Origin of the sequence: Lysinibacillus sp. KU-BSD001 (genome assembly GCF_042920265.1) — a bacterium.
Classification (GTDB): domain Bacteria; phylum Bacillota; class Bacilli; order Bacillales_A; family Planococcaceae; genus Lysinibacillus_B.
The window spans coordinates 1-22,328 of record NZ_JBDQZI010000011.1; the positions used below are offsets into that span (position 1 = coordinate 1).

Sequence of the window (22,328 nt, forward strand, 5' to 3'; positions counted from 1 at the left end):
ATCGTGAGGTCTATTTGGCGTGCGTAATTTTTTTTGGAGGGTGGGGGTACCCCCACCCTCCAAAAAAAATCTTTTCAACACATAATTATTTTCTTAAAAGCTATTGACTGAAGGTAAGAAAAGGGGGTGTCCAGAAAGTAAAAACTTTCAGTACATCCCCAGCAATCCTTAATAATTATTCATTTAGAAATTTTGGTAAAGAAATGATCGCCTTAAACAAATCGCCATCTACTTGCACAATAAATTTTCCGTGTTGTATATCAATGAGACTTTCAGCAATCGATAACCCTAATCCGCTTCCTTGGCTCGATCTCGATTCATCGCCGCGCTTAAAACGTTCCATTAACTCCTCTGCGGAAATATTCAATTCATAGGCGGAAATGTTTTTAAATATCACGCGTATTTCATTCCCTACATCTTCAACATCAATATATACCCTCGATGCAGGCTGTGCGTATTTAAAAATATTCGAGAATAAGTTTTCGATCGAGCGCCATAATAATTTCCCATCGGCCTGCACATACACCTTTTCAGTTGGGTGTGATAACTTAAAATCCAATGCCGACGCTTCAATTTTTTCATCCATTTCGCCGATACCTTGTGTGAGTAATGATACGATATCAATTCGCTCTAACTGCACAGGCATATTGCCACTTGACGCTTTCGCCGCTTCAAATAAATCGTCCGTTAACAACTTCAGTCTTTTCGATTTTTGATCTAATACATCGATATATTCAGCCATTTTTTCAGGGTCGTTTTCTATTTTTAACAAATCAACATACGTAATAATGGACGTTAAAGGCGTTCGAATATCATGTGAAACATTCGTAATAAGCTCTGTTTTTAAACGCTCACTCTTAATTTCACTATCTACCGACTTCTTCAACCCATCCGTAATACGATTAATATTGTCTGCCAGTTGGCTAAACTCCCCTTGTCCCTCTACGTCAATTCGGTGATGAAGATCGCCGTTTTTAATTTGCTCTACGCCCTCTTTAATACGATTAAACGACTTTACCTTTCTCATCGCAAACCAAACAGCTAGCCCAATCGTAATCGGAAACATGAAAATTGTTGCCGCGACTACTACTGGATAGCCAATCACGAGTAGCGCAATTTTCACCCCTGTACGCCCACTATCAAATATACTTTTCCCCCAGATAAAGACCTTATAGAGAAGTTGATAAATGAGTGTATGCTGCAGCAATGTTCTATTTTTCATATGCTTAATGAGCGATAAAATTAGCAGTAACGCAATGATATAAACTGGTACGGTGATAAGCATGTACAGCTCATGCACACCTTCAACAATCATTGTATCCATCACCGCTATCCACATCGGCGTTAGACAAGCAATGAACAAAAGGTTAAGGTCATTATATAGCTTGTCGATAACATTAAAATGAATTTCTGTATCTTTCCATGATGTTCGACCAATGACAACGACTAAATAAACAAAAGATAAAATAAATCCAACTAAAAATCCAATGAATTCATAAAAATTACGTGTAGCAATCGCTTTATCCTTTTCCCACTCCGTTATTTTTTGTTGTAAGAATGATTCTGTAAACGCCATATATATAATATCTGTTTGCGGATTTAATTGTTCAACTTCATGTGTAAAATAATCAAAGTACCTGCTTTCTTTCACTTCATCTGGATAAAACTTTTGTTGATAATCCTCAAATAACATATACGCATTAAATGACTCAAATTGCTCTTTCTTCGTTCGTTCACTATTGGAGAAGACACGCTCACCATCAGTCGCATAATATACGATACCTTCATGTGATTCAAGTGTGTCGAGTAACCGATAAAACTCTCTTACCTGTTCTCTTATTTTTGCTTCTTTTTTACGATTGATGTTCTCCTCATATTGTTCTTGAGCGATGCGATTATTTTCCACTTCACTTAATTTCGGGTTATATCTGTACGAATCATTGTAATCATAAAATAACTCTTCTTCGATCTCTCTCATCTCTTGTTCAGCCAGTGCTTTACCGCTTAAAATATATTCTTCACTTTTATATTTACTAATTAATTGTGTGAGGACGGTAGTAAGACTTTGACTTTCATGAGCGAATGCCCAGCTTTCAAAATAATCGTTTTGATATATACTGCTAAAATCGGCCTCATCTACTAATTCCGTGTCGATGATAGCCTTTATTGTCCCTGTGATACAAACGATCGCAAGCACAAATACCAACACTTTCGTAATAAGTGCATGACTAATATTTCTCAACTTTATACCCCACTCCCCAAACGACTTTTAAATATTTCGGCTCTTTCGGATTGATTTCGATTTTTTCTCGAATTTTCCGAATATGAACTGCCACTGTATTTTCTGGATTGATGGCTCTTTCATTCCATACCTTTTCATAAATTTCTTCAATCGTGAAGACTCTCCCCGCATTTGCGGTCAGAAGCTTTAAAATTTTATACTGTACTGGTGTCAAATGAACTTCTTCTTTATCCACGGTAATGATTTTTCGTTCATCATCAATCGTGAGCCCACCTGTTTGATGTACAGCACTGTTCACCTCAAGGCTACCAAATGTCGTATATCTTCTGAGCTGCGATTTCACCCTCGCTACGAGTTCTAGTGGATTAAACGGCTTAGCCATATAATCATCTGCCCCGATATTTAATCCGAGTATTTTGTCATGATCCTCCGATTTCGCAGACAGCATAATTAACGGAATCATATTCTCTTGTCGAATTTTCATCGTCGCCGTAATGCCATCCATTTTCGGCATCATAATATCCATAATAATGAGGTGAATCGTGTGATCGCGAATAACATCAATCGCCTCTACCCCGTTGTACGCTTTGAATATTTGATATCCTTCATTTTCTAAATAAATGCTAATCGCCCTGACAATTTCTTTATCATCATCACAAATCAAAATGTTCAATTCCATTCACTCCTCCATCGCTTCCCGATCATCTAATCACCCCTATAGGATTCGTATAAGGACATGATACTAAGTAAATCTTAACAAACTCACACACCAATTCTTAAGATTTTCTTAGTGTTTTTTCCACGTAATTGTCATTATAGTGAATTAAATGGTTGGTAGCTTCTAAAAAATAAAGAAGCACCTCCGTAGAAGTGCTTCTTTTCGCTAACTATTGATACAATGTGCCACCAGATTGTTTAAACTCTTTGGCTTTTTCCTTTAAACCTTCTTCCACTGCTTTCGTTTCTTTTTCTTTGACGCTATTGCGAATATCATGTGAGATTCTCATGCTGCAAAACTTCGGTCCGCACATCGAACAAAAATGAGCTACTTTTGCGCCTTCCGCTGGCAATGTTTCATCATGATATTCCATTGCTCGTTCAGGATCTAATGATAAATTGAATTGGTCTCGCCAACGGAATTCAAAGCGTGCTTTCGATAAGGCATCATCTCTTTTTTGCGCTCCCGGATGCCCCTTTGCTAAATCGGCAGCATGAGCAGCAATTTTATACGTAATGACGCCTTCACGTACATCGTCTCTATTTGGTAAACCTAAATGTTCCTTCGGTGTCACATAGCAAAGCATCGCCGTACCAAACCAACCAATCATCGCAGCACCAATCGCAGATGTAATATGATCATAACCTGGTGCAATATCTGTCGTCAGCGGTCCTAATGTGTAAAACGGTGCTTCCTCACAAATTTCTAATTGTTTATCCATATTTTCTTTAATAAGATGCATTGGTACATGGCCAGGCCCTTCTACCATCACTTGCACATCATGCTTCCATGCAATTTTTGTTAACTCACCAAGCGTTTCAAGCTCTGCAAATTGCGCTGCATCATTGGCATCATGAATAGAGCCTGGGCGTAAACCATCTCCAAGGGAAAAGGCTACATCGTATGCTTTCATAATGTTACAAATTTCTTCAAAATGCGTATACAGGAAGTTTTCTTGGTGGTGCGCTAAACACCACTGCGCCATAATTGATCCACCACGCGACACAATGCCTGTTAAACGGTTCGCTGTTAATGGAATATAACGAAGCAGCACACCTGCATGAATCGTGAAATAATCCACTCCCTGTTCGGCTTGTTCAATTAACGTATCACGGTAAATTTCCCATGTCAGATTTTCTACGATTCCATTTACTTTTTCAAGAGCTTGATAAATCGGCACAGTCCCCACTGGAACAGCCGCATTACGGATAATCCATTCACGTGTTGTATGAATATTTTTGCCTGTAGACAGATCCATAATCGTATCGGCGCCCCAGCGTGTAGCCCAAATCATTTTTTCTACTTCTTCTTCAATCGAAGAGGAAACCGCAGAATTCCCAATATTGGCGTTCACTTTAACATGAAAATTGCGTCCAATAATCATCGGTTCTAGCTCTGGATGATTAATATTACAAGGAATAATCGCTCGCCCTCTCGCTACCTCACTCCGCACAAATTCAGGGTCCATATTTTCCCTAATCGCAATAAACTCCATCTCTGGCGTAATAATGCCTTTTTTCGCATAATGAAGTTGGGTCACATTTCTCCCTTCCTTTGCCCACAATGGCTGGCGCTTTAAGTTCGGGAAAATGTTTTGCTGAGCACGCGGATCATGTTCATGTTTATAGCCATTGTCTTCTGGCTTTACTTGCCGTCCCTCATACATTTCTACATCTGCTCGTTCCTCAATCCATTTACTTCGAAGAGCCGTTAACCCTTTTGTGATATCGATGGAAATGCGCGGATCCGTATAAGGCCCACTTGTATCATAAACTTGCACGGGTGAATTTTCCTCTTCCCCTACTGTACTAGTCGTTGGGCTTAGTAAAATTTCTCTCATCGGCACTTTTATATCTGGTCTTGAACCAATCACATATACTTTTTTACTCCCCGGAAAATTGGACATAATCGAAATGTTTTCTTTGTTTAATGACGTTGATGACATAAAAAACTCCTCCTTTATATTTATAAAGGACGAGATCTAGATTAACCGAGTAGTAGTGAGGCAAATTAGAAAGGCACAGCGTAACTCAAATAGGTCAAGCTGATGCTACGTTTTGCAGATACTTTCCTATCCGCAAAAAAAGCTGAATCCATTTATGATAAAGATAAACGGACCCAGCTTACGATATGTATATAGACATTTGCACATATACTAAAGATTTCTAACTTCCCTACGCTGGCATGATCCAGATCAGGTCCAAAGGGTCAAGAAACTTCAATGCGTTTCCCTCTCAGCCCAACTCATTGGACTCCCCTAGTTAACACTATTCAATTACTGCCATTGTACATTATTTCCATCTAAAATAAAAGGATACTTTTCAACTATTTCCTGATAAACGCGTTTGGATAGAACTTTCTGTTAATATAGTTTAATCTTTGGGCATAACGATTGACTTTAAACACTAACCTACATGTTTTTGACCGAATACCGCTGCGTTTTGACCGTTTACCATGAGTTTTAAAATGACTTATATAGGTGCACGTTTTGTCAAATAACTGAAAAAAACCTTCAATCTAAAATAGATTGAAGGTTTTTTGTTTTCTATACAAAAGAATTAGCTATGCACTAGCTCTTTTTCGCTTAGTTCAAGTGCCTCTGCTGTTGAAGCATGAATTTCACGTAGAAGCTCTGGGTGATCCATTAATGATAAACCGTAAGAAGGGATCATTTCTTTAATTTTTGGCTCCCACTCTTTCATATTTTGTGGGAAACAACGTTTGATTACTTCCAGCATAACGTGTACGGCAGTAGAAGCACCTGGAGAAGCGCCTAGTAACGCTGCAACTGAACCATCCGCTGCTGTAATAACCTCTGTACCGAATTGAAGCGTTCCTTTACCGCCCGCTTCAGTATCTTTAATAACTTGTACACGTTGACCTGCTACGATAATATCCCAGTCATCTGCTTTCGCATTCGGGATAAAATCACGTAACTCTTCAATACGTTGTTCTTTTGATAACATGAGCTGCTGAATTAAGTACTTTGTTAAAGCCATTTCTTTAACACCCGCCGCTAATAATGTTGTAATATTATGCGGTTTTACAGAAGCGAATAAATCCATATTTGAACCTGTTTTTAGGAACTTCGGTGAGAAGCCTGCAAATGGTCCGAATAATAATGATTTTTTGTTATCGATATAGCGTGTATCAAGGTGAGGAACAGACATTGGTGGTGCACCCACTTTAGCTTTTCCGTATACTTTTGCATTGTGTTGCTCAACGATTTCTGGATTGTTACACGCTAAGAATAATCCACTAATTGGGAATCCACCGATATGTTTCCCTTCAGGAATACCTGTTTTTTGTAATAGCTCTAAGCTGCCTCCACCTGCGCCAAGGAAGATGAATTTTGCATAGTGGTAATGCATTATACAAGCATCGTTATCGTACACTTTTACTTCCCATAAACCGTCTTTCGTACGTTTAAGGCTCTCAACACTATGATTGTAGTGAACATCTACGTTTTGCGTTTGTAAATGACTAACTAGCATACGTGTTAACGCACCAAAGTTAACGTCTGTACCTGTGTCGATTTTTGTCGCCGCGATACGGTCGTTCGCTGGACGGTCTTGCATCATTAGCGGAATCCATTCTTTTAATGTTTCCGGATCATCAGAAAACTCCATTCCTTGGAATAATGGATTTTGTGACATTGTTTCGAAACGTTTCTTTAAAAACTTGATATTTTCTTCACCTTGTACCATACTCATATGAGGTAACGGCATAATGAAGTCTTGTGGATTACGAATTAAATTATTTTTTACTAAATATGACCAAAACTGCATTGAAACTTGGAATTGTTCGTTAACATTAATTGCTTTTTTAATGTCAACCGAGCCATCCGGTTTTTCAGAAGTGTAGTTAAGCTCGCACAGTGCTGCATGCCCTGTACCAGCATTATTTAATTCGTGAGAGCTTTCCTCTCCTGCTTTTTCAAGCTTCTCAAATACTTTAATATTCCAGTCCGGTGCTAATTCTTTAATGAGTGTCCCTAAAGTCGCACTCATAATTCCGGCACCAATTAAGATAACGTCTGTTGTATTCTCTCTGTTACTCATTTTTACCTTCCTTTTATATCTTAAGATTTGCAGAAAGGATGCAAGCGCTCCCATTGTAGGCGTCATAGCAAGCCAAGGCGCGACCTAGGAACACACCTTTCTTTTCTGTATCATTTATAACCATATCATAGTCTATCACAATTATTAATAGATTAAAACATCTACTACCTATAGGATATTTATAAGCCATTCAAAATCAGGGAAAAGCGAGAATTTTTAGACATTAAAAAGATATCTAGCTCTTTTGTAGATGGTTCAAAATATCGTCACATTCTCGAAACCTAAAAATATTACTTGTTTTAATTACTCATTCAAGTTATAATAAATCCTTATATCTTTCTAGTTTCTCACCATCACTTAAGTTTGTCCCCGGTTCTGACTTCACTCCAATCGATAAGCATCTCGTCTATGACTAGTTGATCACCGACTTTCGGCGGATAACTTATTATATAATAATTTCTCACATAACTACATATTCTATTGGCATGATTCATACAAAAACCCCTAGAACTTTTTAGTCCTAAAGGTGCATCATTGGCTCTATTTCATATCGTTTCTCTATATTCCCTAAATTATCTTGCCCTTACTTAAAATAATACGTTTTACAGCTTAGTCACTTATCTTGTGCCTGATACATAAATTAAATTGATACTTCTAGCATTTATGAAAATGCAATTAGCATTGAGACAATGGCGATTTTCAAAAAGGAAAGGAATGGCTATGGTAAATTTTCAATCTTTTCGTGGCGTTATTACGCAGATCAATGATTTTTTCGTTGGGCAAAATGGAGAAAGCGAAGGCTGTTATACACTCATGACTGTAGAAAACGGAAATGGCGGCATCGTCAATTTTGTCGTCTCCCCTACTACTTACTTTGTAAACCAGGAAATTGTGGCGATTGGTGATCAAATTACAGGCTATTATGATGGCGATGCTCCTGTCCCTTTAATATACCCACCCCAATACCGCGCACTGATCATTGTAAAGGAAAATAACTTCCAAAATGTAAAAGTAGACTTTTTTAATCGCCAATTAGTGAGTAGTGATGGTCAACTACAGTTAAACCTCGCTCCCTTCACACCGATTTCACTAATAAATGAACAGCCTTTTTCCAAAAATCCTGCCAATCGAAATTTAATTGTCATCTATGGGCCTACTACAAGAAGTATTCCAGCCCAAACCACACCTTATAAAATCATCGTTTGGTGTTAAAATATACTATAGAAAACACATGCAATACTAAATAAATAAATGCACGAAATGTAAAATCCATTTCGTGCATTTGTGGTTGTCTTAACCTTAATATTCCCTATCTTCTATAATTTCCTGTGCTTCTTGTAATTGTTGCTTCATCAGCTCTAAGTGCTCTGTGTTTTGCTCCACTAAATCCATATGCTCGTTTCGTTGTTCTGCATTTGAACGTGCATTTTCTGCATGAGATATGGAATTGAACGCATGCTCAACCGCAATTTCCTCTGGGTGTGACATCGCTTGCTTCACCGCCCGATCTGCCTTTTGGACAGAATTACTGAATAACGTACTTGGATGATCCTTTTTCCAACTTGTATCTGAGTGCTTAGCCAATTATGTCGCTCCCCTTCCTGCGAATTAAATAAGTTGCTCTAGACCATAGTATTATAAATTGGTCAGAAAACTATGCAAGGAAGGTAATCGCTAATAAATCCCTTTATAGACAAGACGTCTTTCATCACTTGAATAACTAGCATAATTTTTTTCAACTACGGGCTACTTACTAACGCCGCCAAATCTTCTAAAGATAACTTTTTGAGGACTTCATAACCTTTTCCTATTCCTAAAGGTCTAACAATAACTGTTCCCATATTTGATATTTGACCTAAACCTATATTATCTGGAAAACCATGGGCAATAATGACTTGATTTGTTCCTTTAGGTGGTTTCATTTCTAGTATGGACCGAAGCGTATTGAATGTTTGTTCTTTCCTTAATGAGTTTTTATCTAATTGATAAACTTCAAACCAAAAAGGGTGTATTTGAACAGGTACACAACCGAAAGCCAATTGTGCCGTTTCGATTGTTCTACAAAATGGACTGGCCTGAATAGGGAGACGAATCGGAATGCGCAAATAACGAATCATGTCCCCGTAGTAAATAGCTTGTCTTCTCCCTAGTTCAGAAAGGTTTCTCTGGGTATAGCAGTTTTGGAAATGGATATATGGCTGATCTTCACCCACTGTTGCTTCCCCATGCCGAACATATAAGATCCATCCCCCTTCTCTCAGTAAATTTAAGAGCGATTTTTCCACTTTGCTTGCCTCCCTCCAACTAATATTTAAACTTACCGCTATTGTATGAATATGGATGTGAACCTGTTAAACAACGGGAAATCAGTTACAGTTCCATTAACTTACGCTTTTTTGTGCAATCATTGGTGTTTTTCAGATGTCTGTTGGAAATAATACTTTTACACTTTCATTTGCAAGGAGACGAAATTTATGGATTTACAGTCTGGAACATATTATTGGCCAACCACATTTCCCGATGCACCAACCTATAAAAGGTTAGAAGAAGATATTATTTGTGATGTGCTCATCGTTGGAGGTGGAAGTTCTGCTGCGCAATGTGCTTATTATTTAGCGAATACGCATTTAAATGTCGTTGTAATTGAAAAGTCAACGATTGGGGGCGGTAGTACAAGTGCTAATACGGCGCTCATTCAATATTCAGGGGATAAAATGTTTACGGATTTGATCAATACCTTTGGAGAAGCTTATATTGAACGACATTTAGCATTATTAAAGGCAGCCATTGATGACATTGAAAAAGCGTCCAACACAGTCTCCATCGATTGTGAATTTACGCGTCGCGATACGTTATATGCTGCTAGTTGTCCTGAAGACGTCGCACGCTTAAAAAAGGAATATGATTTTTTAGTAAAAAATAACTGTGACGTTGCCTTTTGGTCAAAAGATGAGATTGAGACAAACTATCCCTTTAGTAGAGATGCCGCTATATACTCATATAACGATGCGGAAATCAATCCTTTTAAATTTACGCATGCACTGTTTGATGATGCTTTTAAAAAGGGGGTTCGCATTTATGAACAGACAGAAATGAATGGACATCATTATGACGAGCAATTAGAGCGGATGATTATTTCTACTAAAAATAAACAGACCATTCAAGCACGCTACGTCATATTTGCAGCGGGATATGAAGGGGTAGACATCAAAAAGGAGAAACAGGTGTCCTTTGTTAGTACGTATACGATCACAACCAATCCTGTCAATGATTTTTCGAGCTGGTATAATCGGACACTCCTTTGGGAAACCGCGCGTCCTTACTTATATTTGCGCACAACGAAAGACAATCGCATTATTATCGGTGGGCTTGATGACAATACAACGTACCAGGAAGATCGAGATTCGAAGTTAATCCATAAAAAGAATCAACTGATTGAAGAATTGAATCATCTATTTCCTAACATCAAAGCAGAACCAGCATATTACCTAGCTGCTTTTTACGGGGGAACCGCAGATGGGCTTCCTATCATCGGTGTTTATGAGCAATATCCAAAAAGCTATTTCCTTTTTGCCTTTGGTGACAACGGGACAGTATACAGCCAGTTGTTAGCGAAAATAATCGCAGAGGAAATTTCAGAAGGGCATAGCCATGACTTACAATACTATTTACAGCATCGTCCACTGCTTAACCAGAAGAAAGACACATAAGGTTAACCGTTAAAAAGTCCCTCCTCTAGCTTTTGTGGGAACCAGTCTATTTTTCATATCATATGATACCAATAATTATGAATGAAGAAGGTGATTGTCATGCGCAATTCTAAATACCTGAATTTTTTGTCCAAATTTGGTATTGGCGGTGCACACCCTGGTGGGCTGGCGTTAACACAGGAGCTTTTCACTATAGAAAATATTAATAAGGATACGCGTGTCCTAGATGTCGGATGTGGTACAGGTCAAACGGCCGCCTATTTAGCGAAAACATATGGTGCACAAGTGACTGGCATAGATATTGACCCACTCATGGTGAAAAAAGCGCAGGAAAGAATGAGAAAAGAACGCTTACCTGTGGACATCATGCAAGGCTCTATCGAACAAATTTCGTTACAAGACCAGACATTTGATGTAATCATTTCGGAATCAGTTCTTTCTTTTGTCCATACACCTCAGGCTCTGAAAGAAGTGTTTCGATTACTAAGAAATGGCGGTCAATTTATTGCCAATGAACTAATCATTACACAACCTTTCGAGGCAGTCACAGAAAAGGAAATCAAAGAATTTTACGGATTTGAATCGATTTTTACGGAACAGCATTGGCTAACTTGTTTGCAACAAGCTGGCTTTACTAATATTCGTAGTGTAAAAAAACGCCCCATCGACCAAAGTCATTCCACCCTTGAATTTCATTACTCACATGATATTGAGCCAGGGCTATACGAAATTATGGATCAGCATGTTGAAATGACCGTAAAATATAAAGACATTTGGGACTATCGCATTTTTTTATGTACGAAATAGCGATTGGATATACGAAACATCTTATTCTCTTTTAAATGGAGTCAAAATGAGCAACATAAAAAAGCACATCAACTTCCGGTCCATTGATGTGCACCATCTCTTCTTCGATGAAAGACAAGCTACCTAAACATGCTTAACAATGCGCCCATTTGCCTGAGCATATTCACCCCATTTGTGATTGTTCCCGCATGCCCCATAAGAGTATTTAAATGCTCTGGTAATCTTCCGAACTGTGAAAATTGAGGTTGTTGATAAGGGGGATAGAAAAATTGCTGCTGCCCCCTCATTTGAGTAGGAGCAAAAAAAGGATTACCCGGTCTTCTCATTTGAGTAGGAGGCCCAAATCTTTGTCTATACATGGGCGAAATCGGTCTTCTTCTATTATCTGGCGGATAAAATCGCATATTACTTCACCACCTATCACGCTTAAACTTTAATATAGTATATGTTGGTATTTTCTAGTAGCTTAGACATTTAGGAAATGAAGTTTAGTTCACATATTAAGGTGTCTGTACAAATTGAACGTTCTTATATAATTTTCGCAGACACATCACACAGTAGTTCCTCGTACTTTTTCAGTTATCGGCACGCATAACTCTAGTAAGGGCAACAAAAAAGAGAGCCTCCTAATCTGCTCTCACTACACAATATAAAACCCTCTCAAAAACTAACCATACACGTGTTACTATATTGTAAATACTGCATATCCCGCTCTTATCTATCTAACTGTTGCAAAATGTGCAGTATTTTCTTTTTATGTGAATGGCCGATTAAGTGACCATATTGGAGATCTTTTGTAGCCCGCGCCTCAAACTCAGCAATCCAATCTCTTTGCCCCATGGCATTTGCTTTTGTTTCATACATATCAAAACTTGAGGAAACTGAACCTTTTGCTGCTACCTTTATAGATTCCGTCGCTCGTCCATAGTCAAATGTTAAAATCGAAACTTCCAAAAATGAAAGCTCACCCGCTTCGTATAACGCATGAGAAATATCAACGATTTGTTCAAATGTCGCATTTCGTACGTCATATTTACTTGAAAGTTCCTCGTAAATATAGCCACTTGATTCATTCTCCTTTAAGTTTGTTGTTGCTGCAACCTCCTTAAAATCTATGTTCGTTTTTGAAGTTGCTTTAGATTGATAAGATGTTGTCATACTTCCTAAAGATTCAATTCTCATTTAATCACTCCTTCAAATGAATGGATGTTTCAAAAATATTCATTAATTGTATCGCGTTAATTTCGTTCTTTTTAATAGTTATTAGGAATTTATTTACATAAAGGAATTTAAAAAGCCCGCTACCACTGTAATCGTGATAACAGACTTGTACTTATTTATGAAATAGCAATTGTATGTGCGGAATCAAAATGATTTGTAATTGTTCTTACTATTTGTCATTTGATTATCTCGATAAAATGTTTTAAAATCCTAGCCGTTAACCCCCAAATCGTATACTGCTCATAATCAAAAAACCATTCCTCCATTGTACGAGTTCTCCATTGATATTGCGCACCGTTCATAATTTTATCAAAGGGAAAGTCCGACGAAGGCATTGGTTCAATGGCCACTGAATGCATATACGGCTCATGATTTAATAACCAGCTAACGGGTACTGTAAATACTTCTTCTACTTCTTCTTTGTTGTAACAATGAATCGTTTGATCGTAATCAATCGTTGCCACAAATGGGTACACAACAAAGGAAGGAGATGCAATATAAGGACTTAATTGCCCGACAACATTCACCATGTCTGGACCAATACCTAATTCTTCTGATGTTTCTCGTACAGCAGCGGCTAGTGGGGATGCATCCGTTGCATCGATTCGACCACCTGGAAAACTAATATCCCCCGGCTGTTTGCGCATTGTCAATGAACGGACTTCAAAAAGAATATGCCACTCCCCATCCACTTGCACTAACGGAATCAAAATGGCTGAACGAAAAGCGGTCTCCTCCCCCATAAAAAGGAATTGATGTTGATGTAATTGATTTTTTAATTTATCCAGGAACATAAAACTCCCCTCACCTTAAAGTTTTCTATTCTTCTTATCGTATCATTAATAGGTTAATGGATAAAGAATATCCGCGTGCTATAGCTTAGCATTTTAAATTCCTTTTGGATGAGACTTATTATATGTGAGGAACGCTCGTTGTATTAGCTTGCATACTGGCTCACTTACAACGGAGAATACTTTGTAGAACTATCAAAAAACCTTGCATATCAGCCAAATTTTAAGCGAAACCATTCAAGCAATCTCATTACGTTAAAATTTCCTTCGTTAATCTTTGCAATTTGCACATATTAATACTTCCAGATGGAAAAATTAATAATGGTTGTAAACTTTAATTTGAGGAGATGGAAATGATGTCAGAAATTTTATTTACTGCAAATGCAACAGCTTTTGGTGGACTAGAAGGAAAAGTACAGTCACCGGATAACATGATTAATATGAAAACTGCCCTCCCAGGAAGTCCAAGTGCAGAGAAATTAGATAACGCTACAAATCCTGAGCAATTATTCGCAGCAGCCTACGCTACTTGCTTTGATAGTGCTTTACAAATTGTAGCGAATAAGGAACAGATGAAGTTCGATTCGGAGGTCACAGCTACTGTCAGCTTATCCGAAGATGACGTCGGTGAAGGCTATCAACTAGCCATTCACTTACAAGTAAAAGGCAACAATATCGAAAAAAGCCAATTAGAAGATTTAGTTCAAAAAGCAAGCCAAGTGTGGCCATACTCAGAAGCTAAAAGAAAAAATATGGATTTTTCATTAGAGGTACAATAGGCAACGGAGAAAGACACATCTCGACCGAAATTGGTCGAGATGCTGTTTTATATTTGCACATATATTATGAAAATCTCACTTACTTTATGATACGATTGTCCATGACTAGTTTAATTGATGTTTTATATTAAATTAAAGTAGCACACCATTTCAAATAACTATTTTTCAAGAGGTGATTATGTGAACCGTCAACAAACGGAAAAATTGTGGCGTGAAGAGAAATACCGTGTGATGTTCCATAGTCAAAAGCATTACAATCAAATTAGGCAAGCGATGCGTGATCAGCAGGACCATACACAAATCGAACAATTAATCCACGCTGCGCTACAACAAACGCCAACAGAAGGTAGCAAGCGCAATGCGTGCCAACATATGTGGGGCTATTTCCGTAAAATAACTACACCCGAAGAAAAGCAAACATACGAACAACTGCTACACAAGAAGGATTTCTCAACACTTCTTTCCTTGTTACAACAATTAGCCAATCAATATAACGTCACTTATTTACGAGAAAGTACGATTTTACAGGGGGACGGACAATAAGAAGGATACTTTTTATACTAGTCTCTGTTATTATAATCCTCTCGCAGACTATAAGTTAGATCGTATAACTTTAGGAGAACGAACATGAACCAAAACAAGAACAATACAGAAGTCATCTACCTTTCTGACCCATCTGAATGCTTAAGACATCCTTTTCATCATAAACAAATCGTCTTTACAGGAGCCCTTTCCACGATGACACGTTCAGAAGCGGCGAAAAAAGTACGAGCTTGTGGCGGGATTGTACAAGGGGCTGTTACAAAGGAAACCGATTTCGTAATTCTTGGCAAGCAACGCCGTAGCATTAGTACAAAACAATTAAAAGCAGAACAATTCATTCACCTTGGTTTAGACATTCAAATGATTACTGAGGATGATTTTATATGGCTTATTTCTATTTAAACAATACATATACGACTATCCTCCTAAAATCCATCTTATCAAAAAAGGTATGTGAACAACGTTGTTCACATACCTTTTCACCTATATTTATATCCCATTATCCAGAAAGTAAAGTGAATTTAATAGAATATCTCACCACAAAATTGGAAAAATAGAACCATTTTTATTATGATAGAATTAGTGAGATTGCCCATCAACTAGATCTCATTACATTCCCCTGACAACTAGAGGCATTTCTTATAAAAATAATGTGTTACTTTCGGAATTAAAATAAATAAAAAAGAAGGTGGATACATGAAAAACCTCATTCGTGGAGAAAAGGTGAAATTATCAGATTATACTTCTAACAATCGATTAGAGGTAGAGATCCAAATTGAATCAAATTTTGAGATTGATATTACCTGTTTCGGATTGGACGCAAACAAACAGTTAACCGATGACCGTTATATGATTTTTTACAATCAATTACTGTCTCCATTAAACGAAATACGCCTGCATTCATCTGGCAATGGTATTGGTACATTTTCAATCGATTTATCCAAGCTCCCATCTACTATTCAGTCTCTCGTTTTCACAGCGACCATTGATGGCAATGGAACGATGGGCATAATTCACTCAGGCTCCATTATCATTAAAACGAATGGCCAGCCTATTTTAAACTATGCATTAAAGCCTACTGACTTTAAAAACGAAAAAGCAATTATTATAACTGAAATGTATTATAAATCCCTTTGGAGAGTCGCTGCTGTTGGTCAGGGCTTTGATGGAGGGCTTGCCGCATTACTAACTAGCTTTGGTGGTGTAGCCGAGGAAGAACAAGGCACTATCACTCAGCCACAAAGTGTAGCACCTGCTGCTACTATTACCGATAAGAAAGTAATGCTTGAAAAGAGGTTAGAAAAAGAGGCTCCCAAGCTGCTGGACCTTTCTAAAAAAGCGCAAATCTCTTTGGAAAAAGTAGGGCTTCAACATCACAATGCAAAGGTTGCACTATGCTTAGATATTTCAGGCTCTATGGCTCATTTATATCGTTCTGGGAAAATCCAAAATTTTGCCGAACGTATTTTAGCATTAGGCACACGATTTGATGACGATGGCTCAATTGATATTTTCTTATTCGGCAAAAATGCGCACGATACCGGAGAACTTACAATTAGCAACTTTAATGGTTTTGTAAATCACCTCATCCGTGAATATCCGCTTGAAACAAGTACGTACTATGCCAAAGCAATGAAAGCAATCCGCCAGCATTATTTCGGTTCAGCACAAAATCGTAAACAGCCCTTATCTCAAAATGTCCCCATTTACGTGATGTTCGTTACAGATGGGGATACATTTGATAAAGAGGAAACGACAAAACACATTCAAGAGTCTTCTTACGAACCGATATTTTGGCAGTTTATGGCGATAGGAGAATCAAATAAAGACGTGAAAAAAGGATTTTTCAAAAGCCTTTTCCAATCAGACTTTACCTTCCTAGAACAACTCGATAATTTACCTGGGCGCTACATCGACAATGCAGACTTCTTTAGTGTAAAAGATCCGTCCGCTATTTCTGACAATGAACTGTATGACTTACTCATGCAAGAATATCCCGATTGGGTGAAAGCTGCGAAGGGAAAAGCGTTAATATAGCATCAGTTACTTAAAAATGCTACTGATGCAAACAGGCAAACTTAAACCTCATGCATGCCATTTAAATACATGAGGTTTATATTGTCTAATGCTGCGAATGTTAAAAAACAGGAGACCGATTTACACCGACAGGCAAGTAATACGAAAGATTATTTGTAATCCTCTCCCCAACTCTATACCCAATAGATGCTGCTTTTCCGTTTAACAGAAAGCTTCCTAACAGCACATTACCTGCCTGCGTTCCTTTCTCACTGTTAAACGAAATGGTAGGATGCTCGATGTATTGCTGATACACAGGGGTATACGCCGAATAAGACCTTTGATGATCCGCATGCATTAACCGACCATCTTTACTGAATATTTCTACTGTGTCTCCCTCTCTCCCAAAGGCAGGCTTTTTCACATAAGGCATTCCCTTTTGTAAAAAAACATCCGCTTCAAGATATGTCGGAAGGAAATAGTCATCAATCCACCGATGTTCTTGCTCCGTAAAAAACGGATGCTGCTTTTCATGTAATCCCCAAATAACGGCCTGCACCACTTTATTTTGTAATAAAAAGGCGGAAGGTGGGTTGATAATAGCGAGTTTTTTCTGTTCAACCAGCTCCAATAACCATAAACCAATTGGATTTCCAGCATGATCTTCATCCAGTATCAAATTTTCGATTGGGAATGTTTGACGATACAAAATATCTATTTTCTTCCCCTCTTCATCAAAAAGCCCCACGTCTTTTTGAATATGTAGCTGATGAAGGGGTGTAAACTTCGAGGACTGTATACTTTGTTGAAGATACAACACCGTTTCGTAATCCTCGATATGATCCTCGTGCGCAGTAAAGACAATATGAGGAGAGTGCTTATTCGTGCTACCGTATACACTGTCATGAACAGCTTTTCGTAAAAGCGGCTCCATCCCCTCGTTTGGATTTTCCACGTCAAATTCGTTACATATCATTCCATTGATCGAAAATAGCTCTTTAATAAATGTCGGTGTATCTGCATTTATTTCAATACACTTATAGCTACCCCCATATGGAATGAGGTCAAGTCGTGAAATCACACTCTCGAACGGAAGCGTTTTTAGCCTGATAAAGGAAAGGGTTTCTTTTGGAAAGCCCATGTCAAGCAGGGTTTCATCGGTTACTTTTCGAAGTAAAGATCCCATTTTAAAAAATATGGCACCAATTCGTTCACTGACCAGACGGATATGAGCAACTTCAGCTTCAGTCAAAAGCGCCATATCATAAAGTGCATATTCCTCTCCGTAAAGATCCGCCCAAAAGCCTTCTATTTTCTCATAAAATTGCTGTCGCTTTGTATGATACATTTGTTCCGTCAAACCGCTTCTAAATCCTTCACATATATGACATATACGCCGCGGTCTTCATCAATTTCTGTAGAGGTAACAAGCTTTTGCCCGATGCCTGGCACATCCACAACATCCTTTAACAGAAAGCGAAGCACTTCGAAATGAGAGTTGCAAGGAATACGTGAAAACAAACGATAATTTTCTCGCTCATTCGGGCTTCGAAACTCAATATGTATCCCTTCGCCGCGAAAGCTTCTTTCATCTTCCCCCGACAAATTCCTTCCTAGCTCTTTCACTACTAAAATGTCTTCATCTCCGTCCATCTCATTCGCCGTTAGCTCATATTGGGTTCCTTTCATAATAAAATATGTACATAGCTGTCTTGCGTAACATTCATCCACGCCTACATTTGGAATCATATATTCATAGAAAGGCTCATAGTGCCCATTGCCTTTATCAATATAGTAAATTAATTGCTTCAATGACATTCCCACCTCAAGTTAGTACGATAAACATTTCGCTAAAACCCAACCAACCGCTAATGATAACGATAATAGCATCGTCCCTACTGCTCGATTATCTTCTTCAATCGCTTTTTGAATACTAAAACGGATCGTAATGATTTCTGCTAAGATAAATACTACGATTTGAGACACAATCCCGATGACACCCCAGATGGCCATATCCACTAGTGATACCGAATATTCAGCAGCGGCGCCTAAAACAAGCGCTAATCCCATCACTTTTCCACCAAGAAGCATAGCCGCTGATACATTTTTCTCAGCAATCAGCTTAAATTCCTTAATCTTTGGCGTGCTAATAGTAAATAATGCGACTCCCACAACAAGCAGAAGCAAGGCAACTCCTAAATATGCTAAAAAATTAATATATAAATTCACATAAATCCTCCCTTTTCACTTTCAACTTTTATCCGCCATAGCTTTTTGATCCACTACCAAACCCTGAGCTTGACTGGGTCCCCCCTTTAAATGAGGCACTATTTTTATATTTTTCATAGTCACTACTTATTAATAATGAATTTTTATCCTTATAATAACGGCCGCCATAGTAGTAATGACCTCGGTAAGTTGAATCATCATCACATACCCACACACCTTGCTCGTCGTCCCAATCCCAATCGTCACAATTTCCATCAGTCGGTTGCGGCGGGAGATCGACGCTTGATGAATCGCACCCCGCAAGACCCATTGTGAGCGCAGTCGTTGTTACGCCTAGCATTATTTTTCGTGTATTTCCCACTATTTCACCCCCTTCCTCTATTTACATCATACTATTACGAACGAATATAAAAAAAGATTCAGAAATATCATTTTAAGGTAATAAGTTGCAATTTTAGATATAATCCCTGTGATATATAAGTTCATTTTAGTATTCTAGCATAACGATTGACTTTAAAAATCGAGCTGCAGCTTGCGGGGTTTTGACTGGATACCGCGAACTTTTGCTCGGATACGGTGTCTTTTTGACCGGATACCGCAACTTTTTGCTCGGATATCGTAGCTTAACATAGCATAGTAGATTCCATCCTTTATGCACAATAACGCAACATTGCACAAGTGACTTGTTTATGACAAACCACTTGTGCAATGCTTATTTTATGCATTTATTCATTCCAGAAGCCTGCTTGCTCCAACTTCTTTTTCCCTTTGAATGCAACGAATACACATCCGATATTAATGATTAGCATAAGGACAATGGCATATAAAACTAAGCTATAACTTCCGGTAATATCAAAGACATAGCCATATGCCGGCAATGCAACGACTGACGAGATGGCTAGTCCTATGGAAGCATTGGCATAAATTTGACTGTATTCTTTATTGCCAAACAAACTTGTCGTCAGGGCTGGTCCCAATGTTCCAATAGAAGAAGAGATAAACCCGAAAAGTCCAACAGCCACCATGATAATGGTTGAGCTAGAAGCAAGGAACAATAACAAACCAATCGCTACTAATCCGACAATCATCGTGAAAATTGTTGTATTTTTCGACCCAATTTTATCACTTAAAAAGCCAATAATCAGTGCCCCAATGAGCACGCCAATCATATAGCCACTCATTACCTTCCCTGCAAATGTTACATCAAACCCTTTGTTCATTAAAAACGTGGGGATATGCACCGAAAAGCTTGCGATTGAGGTAACTAAAAAGAAAAAGAGTACTAATGCATAAAAAGCGGAAGATTTCTTCGCTATAGCCATCGTGACACCTTTATTACTTGCCTCACTAGCACTCGTATCGCCCGTATTTTTTGCTTCCTCTACCCCATATGGCAGTAGCCCTTTATCTTTTGGTGACTTCCTTATAAGAAGAAATGTGACAGGAACAACGATTAAAATAATGGCAATACCCACAATCACATAAGATGCTCTCCAGCCTTGATTGGCAATCAAATTCCCCACGATTGGCTGTGCCACCGCTCCAAGCGCCCCGCCTGCAGCACTTAAAATGCCGAGCGCTAGTCCATTGCTCTTTTTAAACCACTGATTAATTAACACAGGACCTGCGATAACGGTAATGACCACTCCACCAACTGCCAGTGGAATGGCTAACACATACCAGCCCCAAACCGAATTCATTAAACCGAATAAGGCGAATGCGCCAGCTTGCAAAATAATCGTAATTACTAGTAGTAAACGCGTATTATATTTCATCATTAACTTTCCAGCTATCGGTAAAATGATAATGGTCACAATGGCTGATATACTAAAATATAACGATAAACTTCCGATACCTACGCCAAGGTCTTTTGTGACAGGTGTTAAAAAAAGCCCCGCGGAATTATTTAAACCACCTTTTCCTAACCCGACAATAATACATAGTCCTACCAAAATCCACCAGGCATAGTGAATTTTCATTTTATTTTGACTCATGAGGGCTCTCCTATTTGCTTTATATTTTGCATGAAACTTAGTTATGTGCCTTCCTCATCCATTCGTTAAAATCTGAAATACTCGGATTGGCAATATAATGGCCGCCCTCTACTTGGATTGTCTGTCCCGTTATGAACTTAGACTCATCCGAAGCTAAAAATAAAACGGTATAGCCTATATCATCTGGTTCCCCGTGATACGGTAACGCATTGTATTTCGCGAAAATATCCAACACCTCAGGCGCCATATTCCGTTTGGCAGCAGGCGTTAAAATTAACCCGGGCGCTACTGCATTACATCGAATATGATCTTTTCCGTATTGCGTAGCGATATACTTTGTCAGATTGATAACCGCTGCTTTCGATGCTCCGTATGCAGCACGAACAGCATCACCGGTAAATCCAGCCATCGATGCTGTATTAATAATCGAGCCGCCACCAGCCTTTATCATGTGCGGTATAGCAAACCGACTGCCAAGCAACACACTCTTTAAATTCACATTCATGAGTCGATCCCATTCATCTAAATCTAGATTCACAACATCTAAATCTTTCTGAAGATTCGTTAGTCCTACGTTGTTAAATAACACCGTTATGTGACCAAAATATTCAACGGTATATTCAATCGCTTCCTTAATGGACTTTTCATCTCCCGCATCAAGAAATATCCCAACCGCCTCTCCACCTTGGGCTTTGATACTTTCTGCCGCTTCCTTCGCCCCATCCATATTAAAATCCGCGATGACTACTTTTGCGCCTTCTTTTGCTAATAATAGCGCGGTCGATAATCCTATACCTGATGCTCCACCCGTTATAAGTGCAACCTTATCTTGTACTCTTCCCATTACGCTAAAACTCCTTTCAAAAATAAACCTCTATATAATTTACCCAATTTTTTTAAACATCCACGGAATTTGTGATTCCAATATTTTCTTATTAGTTGATGAATATAATCTCTATTAATAAACAATATAATTTCGTTAAGAAGTATAACGTCTTATTTCGAGACCTTGTCATGAAGAAATACGATTACTCAACTGCTCAAGCCCATGATATGGGAATTGTTGCGAACATAATGCAATAAGATAACCTTTTCAAAGGACTTTCCTAAATTGAACTGATGACCATTTTATTAAAGATGAAAATTTTCCAAATAAGCCTTTGCATGATGATGGCTACTGGATTATTGCTGGCGGATTTTTTATAAGTAACAAATGA

General features: G+C 38.3%; 21 protein-coding genes and 1 riboswitch. Of the genes, 7 read left to right on the plus strand and 14 right to left on the minus strand.

What is annotated here, in order from left to right; genetic code table 11:
• Positions 1-175: 175 nt before the first annotated feature.
• From AAGS61_RS14860 to mqo, 4 genes are all read right to left on the minus strand, one after another.
• Complete coding sequence (locus tag AAGS61_RS14860; protein WP_391373512.1) at positions 176-2,242, minus strand: HAMP domain-containing sensor histidine kinase; 2,067 nt, start codon at positions 2,240-2,242, stop codon at positions 176-178.
• Positions 2,229-2,921, minus strand: a complete 693-nt coding sequence (locus tag AAGS61_RS14865; RefSeq protein WP_391373515.1) for a response regulator transcription factor — start codon at positions 2,919-2,921, stop codon at positions 2,229-2,231. Before AAGS61_RS14865 ends, AAGS61_RS14860 begins: the two co-directional genes overlap by 14 nt.
• Positions 2,922-3,129: 208 nt before the next feature.
• Positions 3,130-4,905 carry a phosphomethylpyrimidine synthase ThiC gene (gene thiC, locus AAGS61_RS14870; RefSeq protein ID WP_391373517.1) on the minus strand — a complete coding sequence of 592 codons (1,776 nt, stop codon included), beginning with the start codon at positions 4,903-4,905 and terminating at the stop codon, positions 3,130-3,132.
• Between the two features lie 209 nt (positions 4,906-5,114).
• Positions 5,115-5,229: riboswitch (TPP riboswitch) on the minus strand.
• Between the two features lie 289 nt (positions 5,230-5,518).
• Positions 5,519-7,075: a malate dehydrogenase (quinone) gene (gene mqo, locus AAGS61_RS14875; protein ID WP_391373896.1), complete on the minus strand. Its 1,557-nt coding sequence runs from the start codon at positions 7,073-7,075 to the stop codon at positions 5,519-5,521.
• A gap of 666 nt (positions 7,076-7,741) precedes the next feature.
• Between mqo and AAGS61_RS14880 the strand changes: the two genes are divergently transcribed.
• Complete coding sequence (locus AAGS61_RS14880) at positions 7,742-8,233, plus strand: hypothetical protein (RefSeq protein ID WP_391373520.1); 492 nt, start codon at positions 7,742-7,744, stop codon at positions 8,231-8,233.
• An 87-nt stretch (positions 8,234-8,320) separates the two neighbouring features.
• Here the strand turns inward: AAGS61_RS14880 and AAGS61_RS14885 are convergent, their stop codons facing one another.
• Together AAGS61_RS14885 and AAGS61_RS14890 are read right to left on the minus strand one after the other, a co-directional pair.
• Positions 8,321-8,605 carry a hypothetical protein gene (locus AAGS61_RS14885; protein ID WP_391373523.1) on the minus strand — a complete coding sequence of 95 codons (285 nt, stop codon included), beginning with the start codon at positions 8,603-8,605 and terminating at the stop codon, positions 8,321-8,323.
• 155 nt (positions 8,606-8,760) lie between these two features.
• Positions 8,761-9,306 carry a histidine phosphatase family protein gene (locus AAGS61_RS14890; protein WP_391373526.1) on the minus strand — a complete coding sequence of 182 codons (546 nt, stop codon included), beginning with the start codon at positions 9,304-9,306 and terminating at the stop codon, positions 8,761-8,763.
• 189 nt (positions 9,307-9,495) lie between these two features.
• Between AAGS61_RS14890 and AAGS61_RS14895 the strand changes: the two genes are divergently transcribed.
• Together AAGS61_RS14895 and AAGS61_RS14900 are read left to right on the plus strand one after the other, a co-directional pair.
• On the plus strand, positions 9,496-10,731 hold the full coding sequence (locus AAGS61_RS14895) for an NAD(P)/FAD-dependent oxidoreductase (RefSeq protein WP_391373529.1): 1,236 nt from the start codon (positions 9,496-9,498) through the stop codon (positions 10,729-10,731).
• 99 nt (positions 10,732-10,830) lie between these two features.
• Positions 10,831-11,538 carry a class I SAM-dependent methyltransferase gene (locus AAGS61_RS14900; protein WP_391373532.1) on the plus strand — a complete coding sequence of 236 codons (708 nt, stop codon included), beginning with the start codon at positions 10,831-10,833 and terminating at the stop codon, positions 11,536-11,538.
• 714 nt (positions 11,539-12,252) lie between these two features.
• On the opposite strand, the gene AAGS61_RS14905 is transcribed toward AAGS61_RS14900, so the two are convergent.
• Positions 12,253-12,720 carry a hypothetical protein gene (locus AAGS61_RS14905; RefSeq protein WP_391373534.1) on the minus strand — a complete coding sequence of 156 codons (468 nt, stop codon included), beginning with the start codon at positions 12,718-12,720 and terminating at the stop codon, positions 12,253-12,255.
• Between the two features lie 215 nt (positions 12,721-12,935).
• Positions 12,936-13,553: an NUDIX hydrolase gene (locus tag AAGS61_RS14910; protein ID WP_391373537.1), complete on the minus strand. Its 618-nt coding sequence runs from the start codon at positions 13,551-13,553 to the stop codon at positions 12,936-12,938.
• Between the two features lie 353 nt (positions 13,554-13,906).
• Here AAGS61_RS14910 and AAGS61_RS14915 point away from each other — a divergent pair, with 353 nt between their 5' ends.
• The 4 genes from AAGS61_RS14915 to AAGS61_RS14930 all read left to right on the plus strand — a co-directional run bounded on the left by AAGS61_RS14915 (position 13,907) and on the right by AAGS61_RS14930 (position 16,909).
• A complete protein-coding gene (locus AAGS61_RS14915) occupies positions 13,907-14,329 on the plus strand; it encodes an Ohr family peroxiredoxin (RefSeq protein ID WP_391373540.1) in 423 nt (140 codons plus the stop codon).
• Between the two features lie 180 nt (positions 14,330-14,509).
• Positions 14,510-14,872 (plus strand): DUF1722 domain-containing protein, encoded by a 363-nt coding sequence (locus AAGS61_RS14920; RefSeq protein ID WP_391373543.1) that lies wholly within the window; start codon positions 14,510-14,512, stop codon positions 14,870-14,872.
• A gap of 84 nt (positions 14,873-14,956) precedes the next feature.
• A complete protein-coding gene (locus tag AAGS61_RS14925; protein WP_391373545.1) occupies positions 14,957-15,274 on the plus strand; it encodes a BRCT domain-containing protein in 318 nt (105 codons plus the stop codon).
• Between the two features lie 294 nt (positions 15,275-15,568).
• The gene (locus AAGS61_RS14930) at positions 15,569-16,909 is read left to right on the plus strand and encodes a VWA domain-containing protein (protein ID WP_391373548.1); all 1,341 of its coding nucleotides are present in this window, start codon (positions 15,569-15,571) and stop codon (positions 16,907-16,909) included.
• Positions 16,910-17,009: 100 nt separating this feature from the next.
• Here the strand turns inward: AAGS61_RS14930 and AAGS61_RS14935 are convergent, their stop codons facing one another.
• The 6 genes from AAGS61_RS14935 to AAGS61_RS14960 form a co-directional block, all read right to left on the minus strand.
• Positions 17,010-18,248, minus strand: coding sequence for a glutathionylspermidine synthase family protein (locus tag AAGS61_RS14935; protein ID WP_391373551.1), 1,239 nt, complete (start codon positions 18,246-18,248; stop codon positions 17,010-17,012).
• Positions 18,245-18,700 carry an RNA helicase gene (locus tag AAGS61_RS20915; RefSeq protein ID WP_425325066.1) on the minus strand — a complete coding sequence of 152 codons (456 nt, stop codon included), beginning with the start codon at positions 18,698-18,700 and terminating at the stop codon, positions 18,245-18,247. The genes AAGS61_RS14935 and AAGS61_RS20915 overlap by 4 nt, the downstream gene beginning before the upstream one ends.
• Before the next feature lie 18 nt (positions 18,701-18,718).
• A complete protein-coding gene (locus tag AAGS61_RS14945; protein ID WP_391373557.1) occupies positions 18,719-19,117 on the minus strand; it encodes a DUF350 domain-containing protein in 399 nt (132 codons plus the stop codon).
• 28 nt (positions 19,118-19,145) lie between these two features.
• A complete protein-coding gene (locus AAGS61_RS14950) occupies positions 19,146-19,478 on the minus strand; it encodes an aminotransferase yhxA (RefSeq protein ID WP_391373560.1) in 333 nt (110 codons plus the stop codon).
• Positions 19,479-19,842: 364 nt separating this feature from the next.
• Complete coding sequence (locus tag AAGS61_RS14955; protein WP_391373563.1) at positions 19,843-21,111, minus strand: MFS transporter; 1,269 nt, start codon at positions 21,109-21,111, stop codon at positions 19,843-19,845.
• Between the two features lie 37 nt (positions 21,112-21,148).
• Positions 21,149-21,955: an SDR family NAD(P)-dependent oxidoreductase gene (locus AAGS61_RS14960; protein WP_391373565.1), complete on the minus strand. Its 807-nt coding sequence runs from the start codon at positions 21,953-21,955 to the stop codon at positions 21,149-21,151.
• Positions 21,956-22,328: the final 373 nt, after the last annotated feature.

Excerpts from the sequence above, each read along its gene's own strand:
- AAGS61_RS14905 (WP_391373534.1), bottom strand. The coding sequence starts at position 12,720 with ATGAGAATTGAATCTTTAGGAAGTATGACAACATCTTATCAATCTAAA.
- AAGS61_RS14910 (WP_391373537.1), bottom strand. The coding sequence starts at position 13,553 with ATGTTCCTGGATAAATTAAAAAATCAATTACATCAACATCAATTCCTT.
- AAGS61_RS14880 (WP_391373520.1), top strand. The coding sequence starts at position 7,742 with ATGGTAAATTTTCAATCTTTTCGTGGCGTTATTACGCAGATCAATGAT.
- AAGS61_RS14925 (WP_391373545.1), top strand. The coding sequence starts at position 14,957 with ATGAACCAAAACAAGAACAATACAGAAGTCATCTACCTTTCTGACCCA.
- AAGS61_RS14955 (WP_391373563.1), bottom strand. The coding sequence starts at position 21,111 with ATGAGTCAAAATAAAATGAAAATTCACTATGCCTGGTGGATTTTGGTA.
- AAGS61_RS14960 (WP_391373565.1), bottom strand. The coding sequence starts at position 21,955 with ATGGGAAGAGTACAAGATAAGGTTGCACTTATAACGGGTGGAGCATCA.
- AAGS61_RS14930 (WP_391373548.1), top strand. The coding sequence starts at position 15,569 with ATGAAAAACCTCATTCGTGGAGAAAAGGTGAAATTATCAGATTATACT.
- thiC (WP_391373517.1), bottom strand. The coding sequence starts at position 4,905 with ATGTCATCAACGTCATTAAACAAAGAAAACATTTCGATTATGTCCAAT.
- AAGS61_RS14900 (WP_391373532.1), top strand. The coding sequence starts at position 10,831 with ATGCGCAATTCTAAATACCTGAATTTTTTGTCCAAATTTGGTATTGGC.
- AAGS61_RS14895 (WP_391373529.1), top strand. The coding sequence starts at position 9,496 with ATGGATTTACAGTCTGGAACATATTATTGGCCAACCACATTTCCCGAT.
- mqo (WP_391373896.1), bottom strand. The coding sequence starts at position 7,075 with ATGGGAGCGCTTGCATCCTTTCTGCAAATCTTAAGATATAAAAGGAAG.
- AAGS61_RS14915 (WP_391373540.1), top strand. The coding sequence starts at position 13,907 with ATGTCAGAAATTTTATTTACTGCAAATGCAACAGCTTTTGGTGGACTA.
- AAGS61_RS14865 (WP_391373515.1), bottom strand. The coding sequence starts at position 2,921 with ATGGAATTGAACATTTTGATTTGTGATGATGATAAAGAAATTGTCAGG.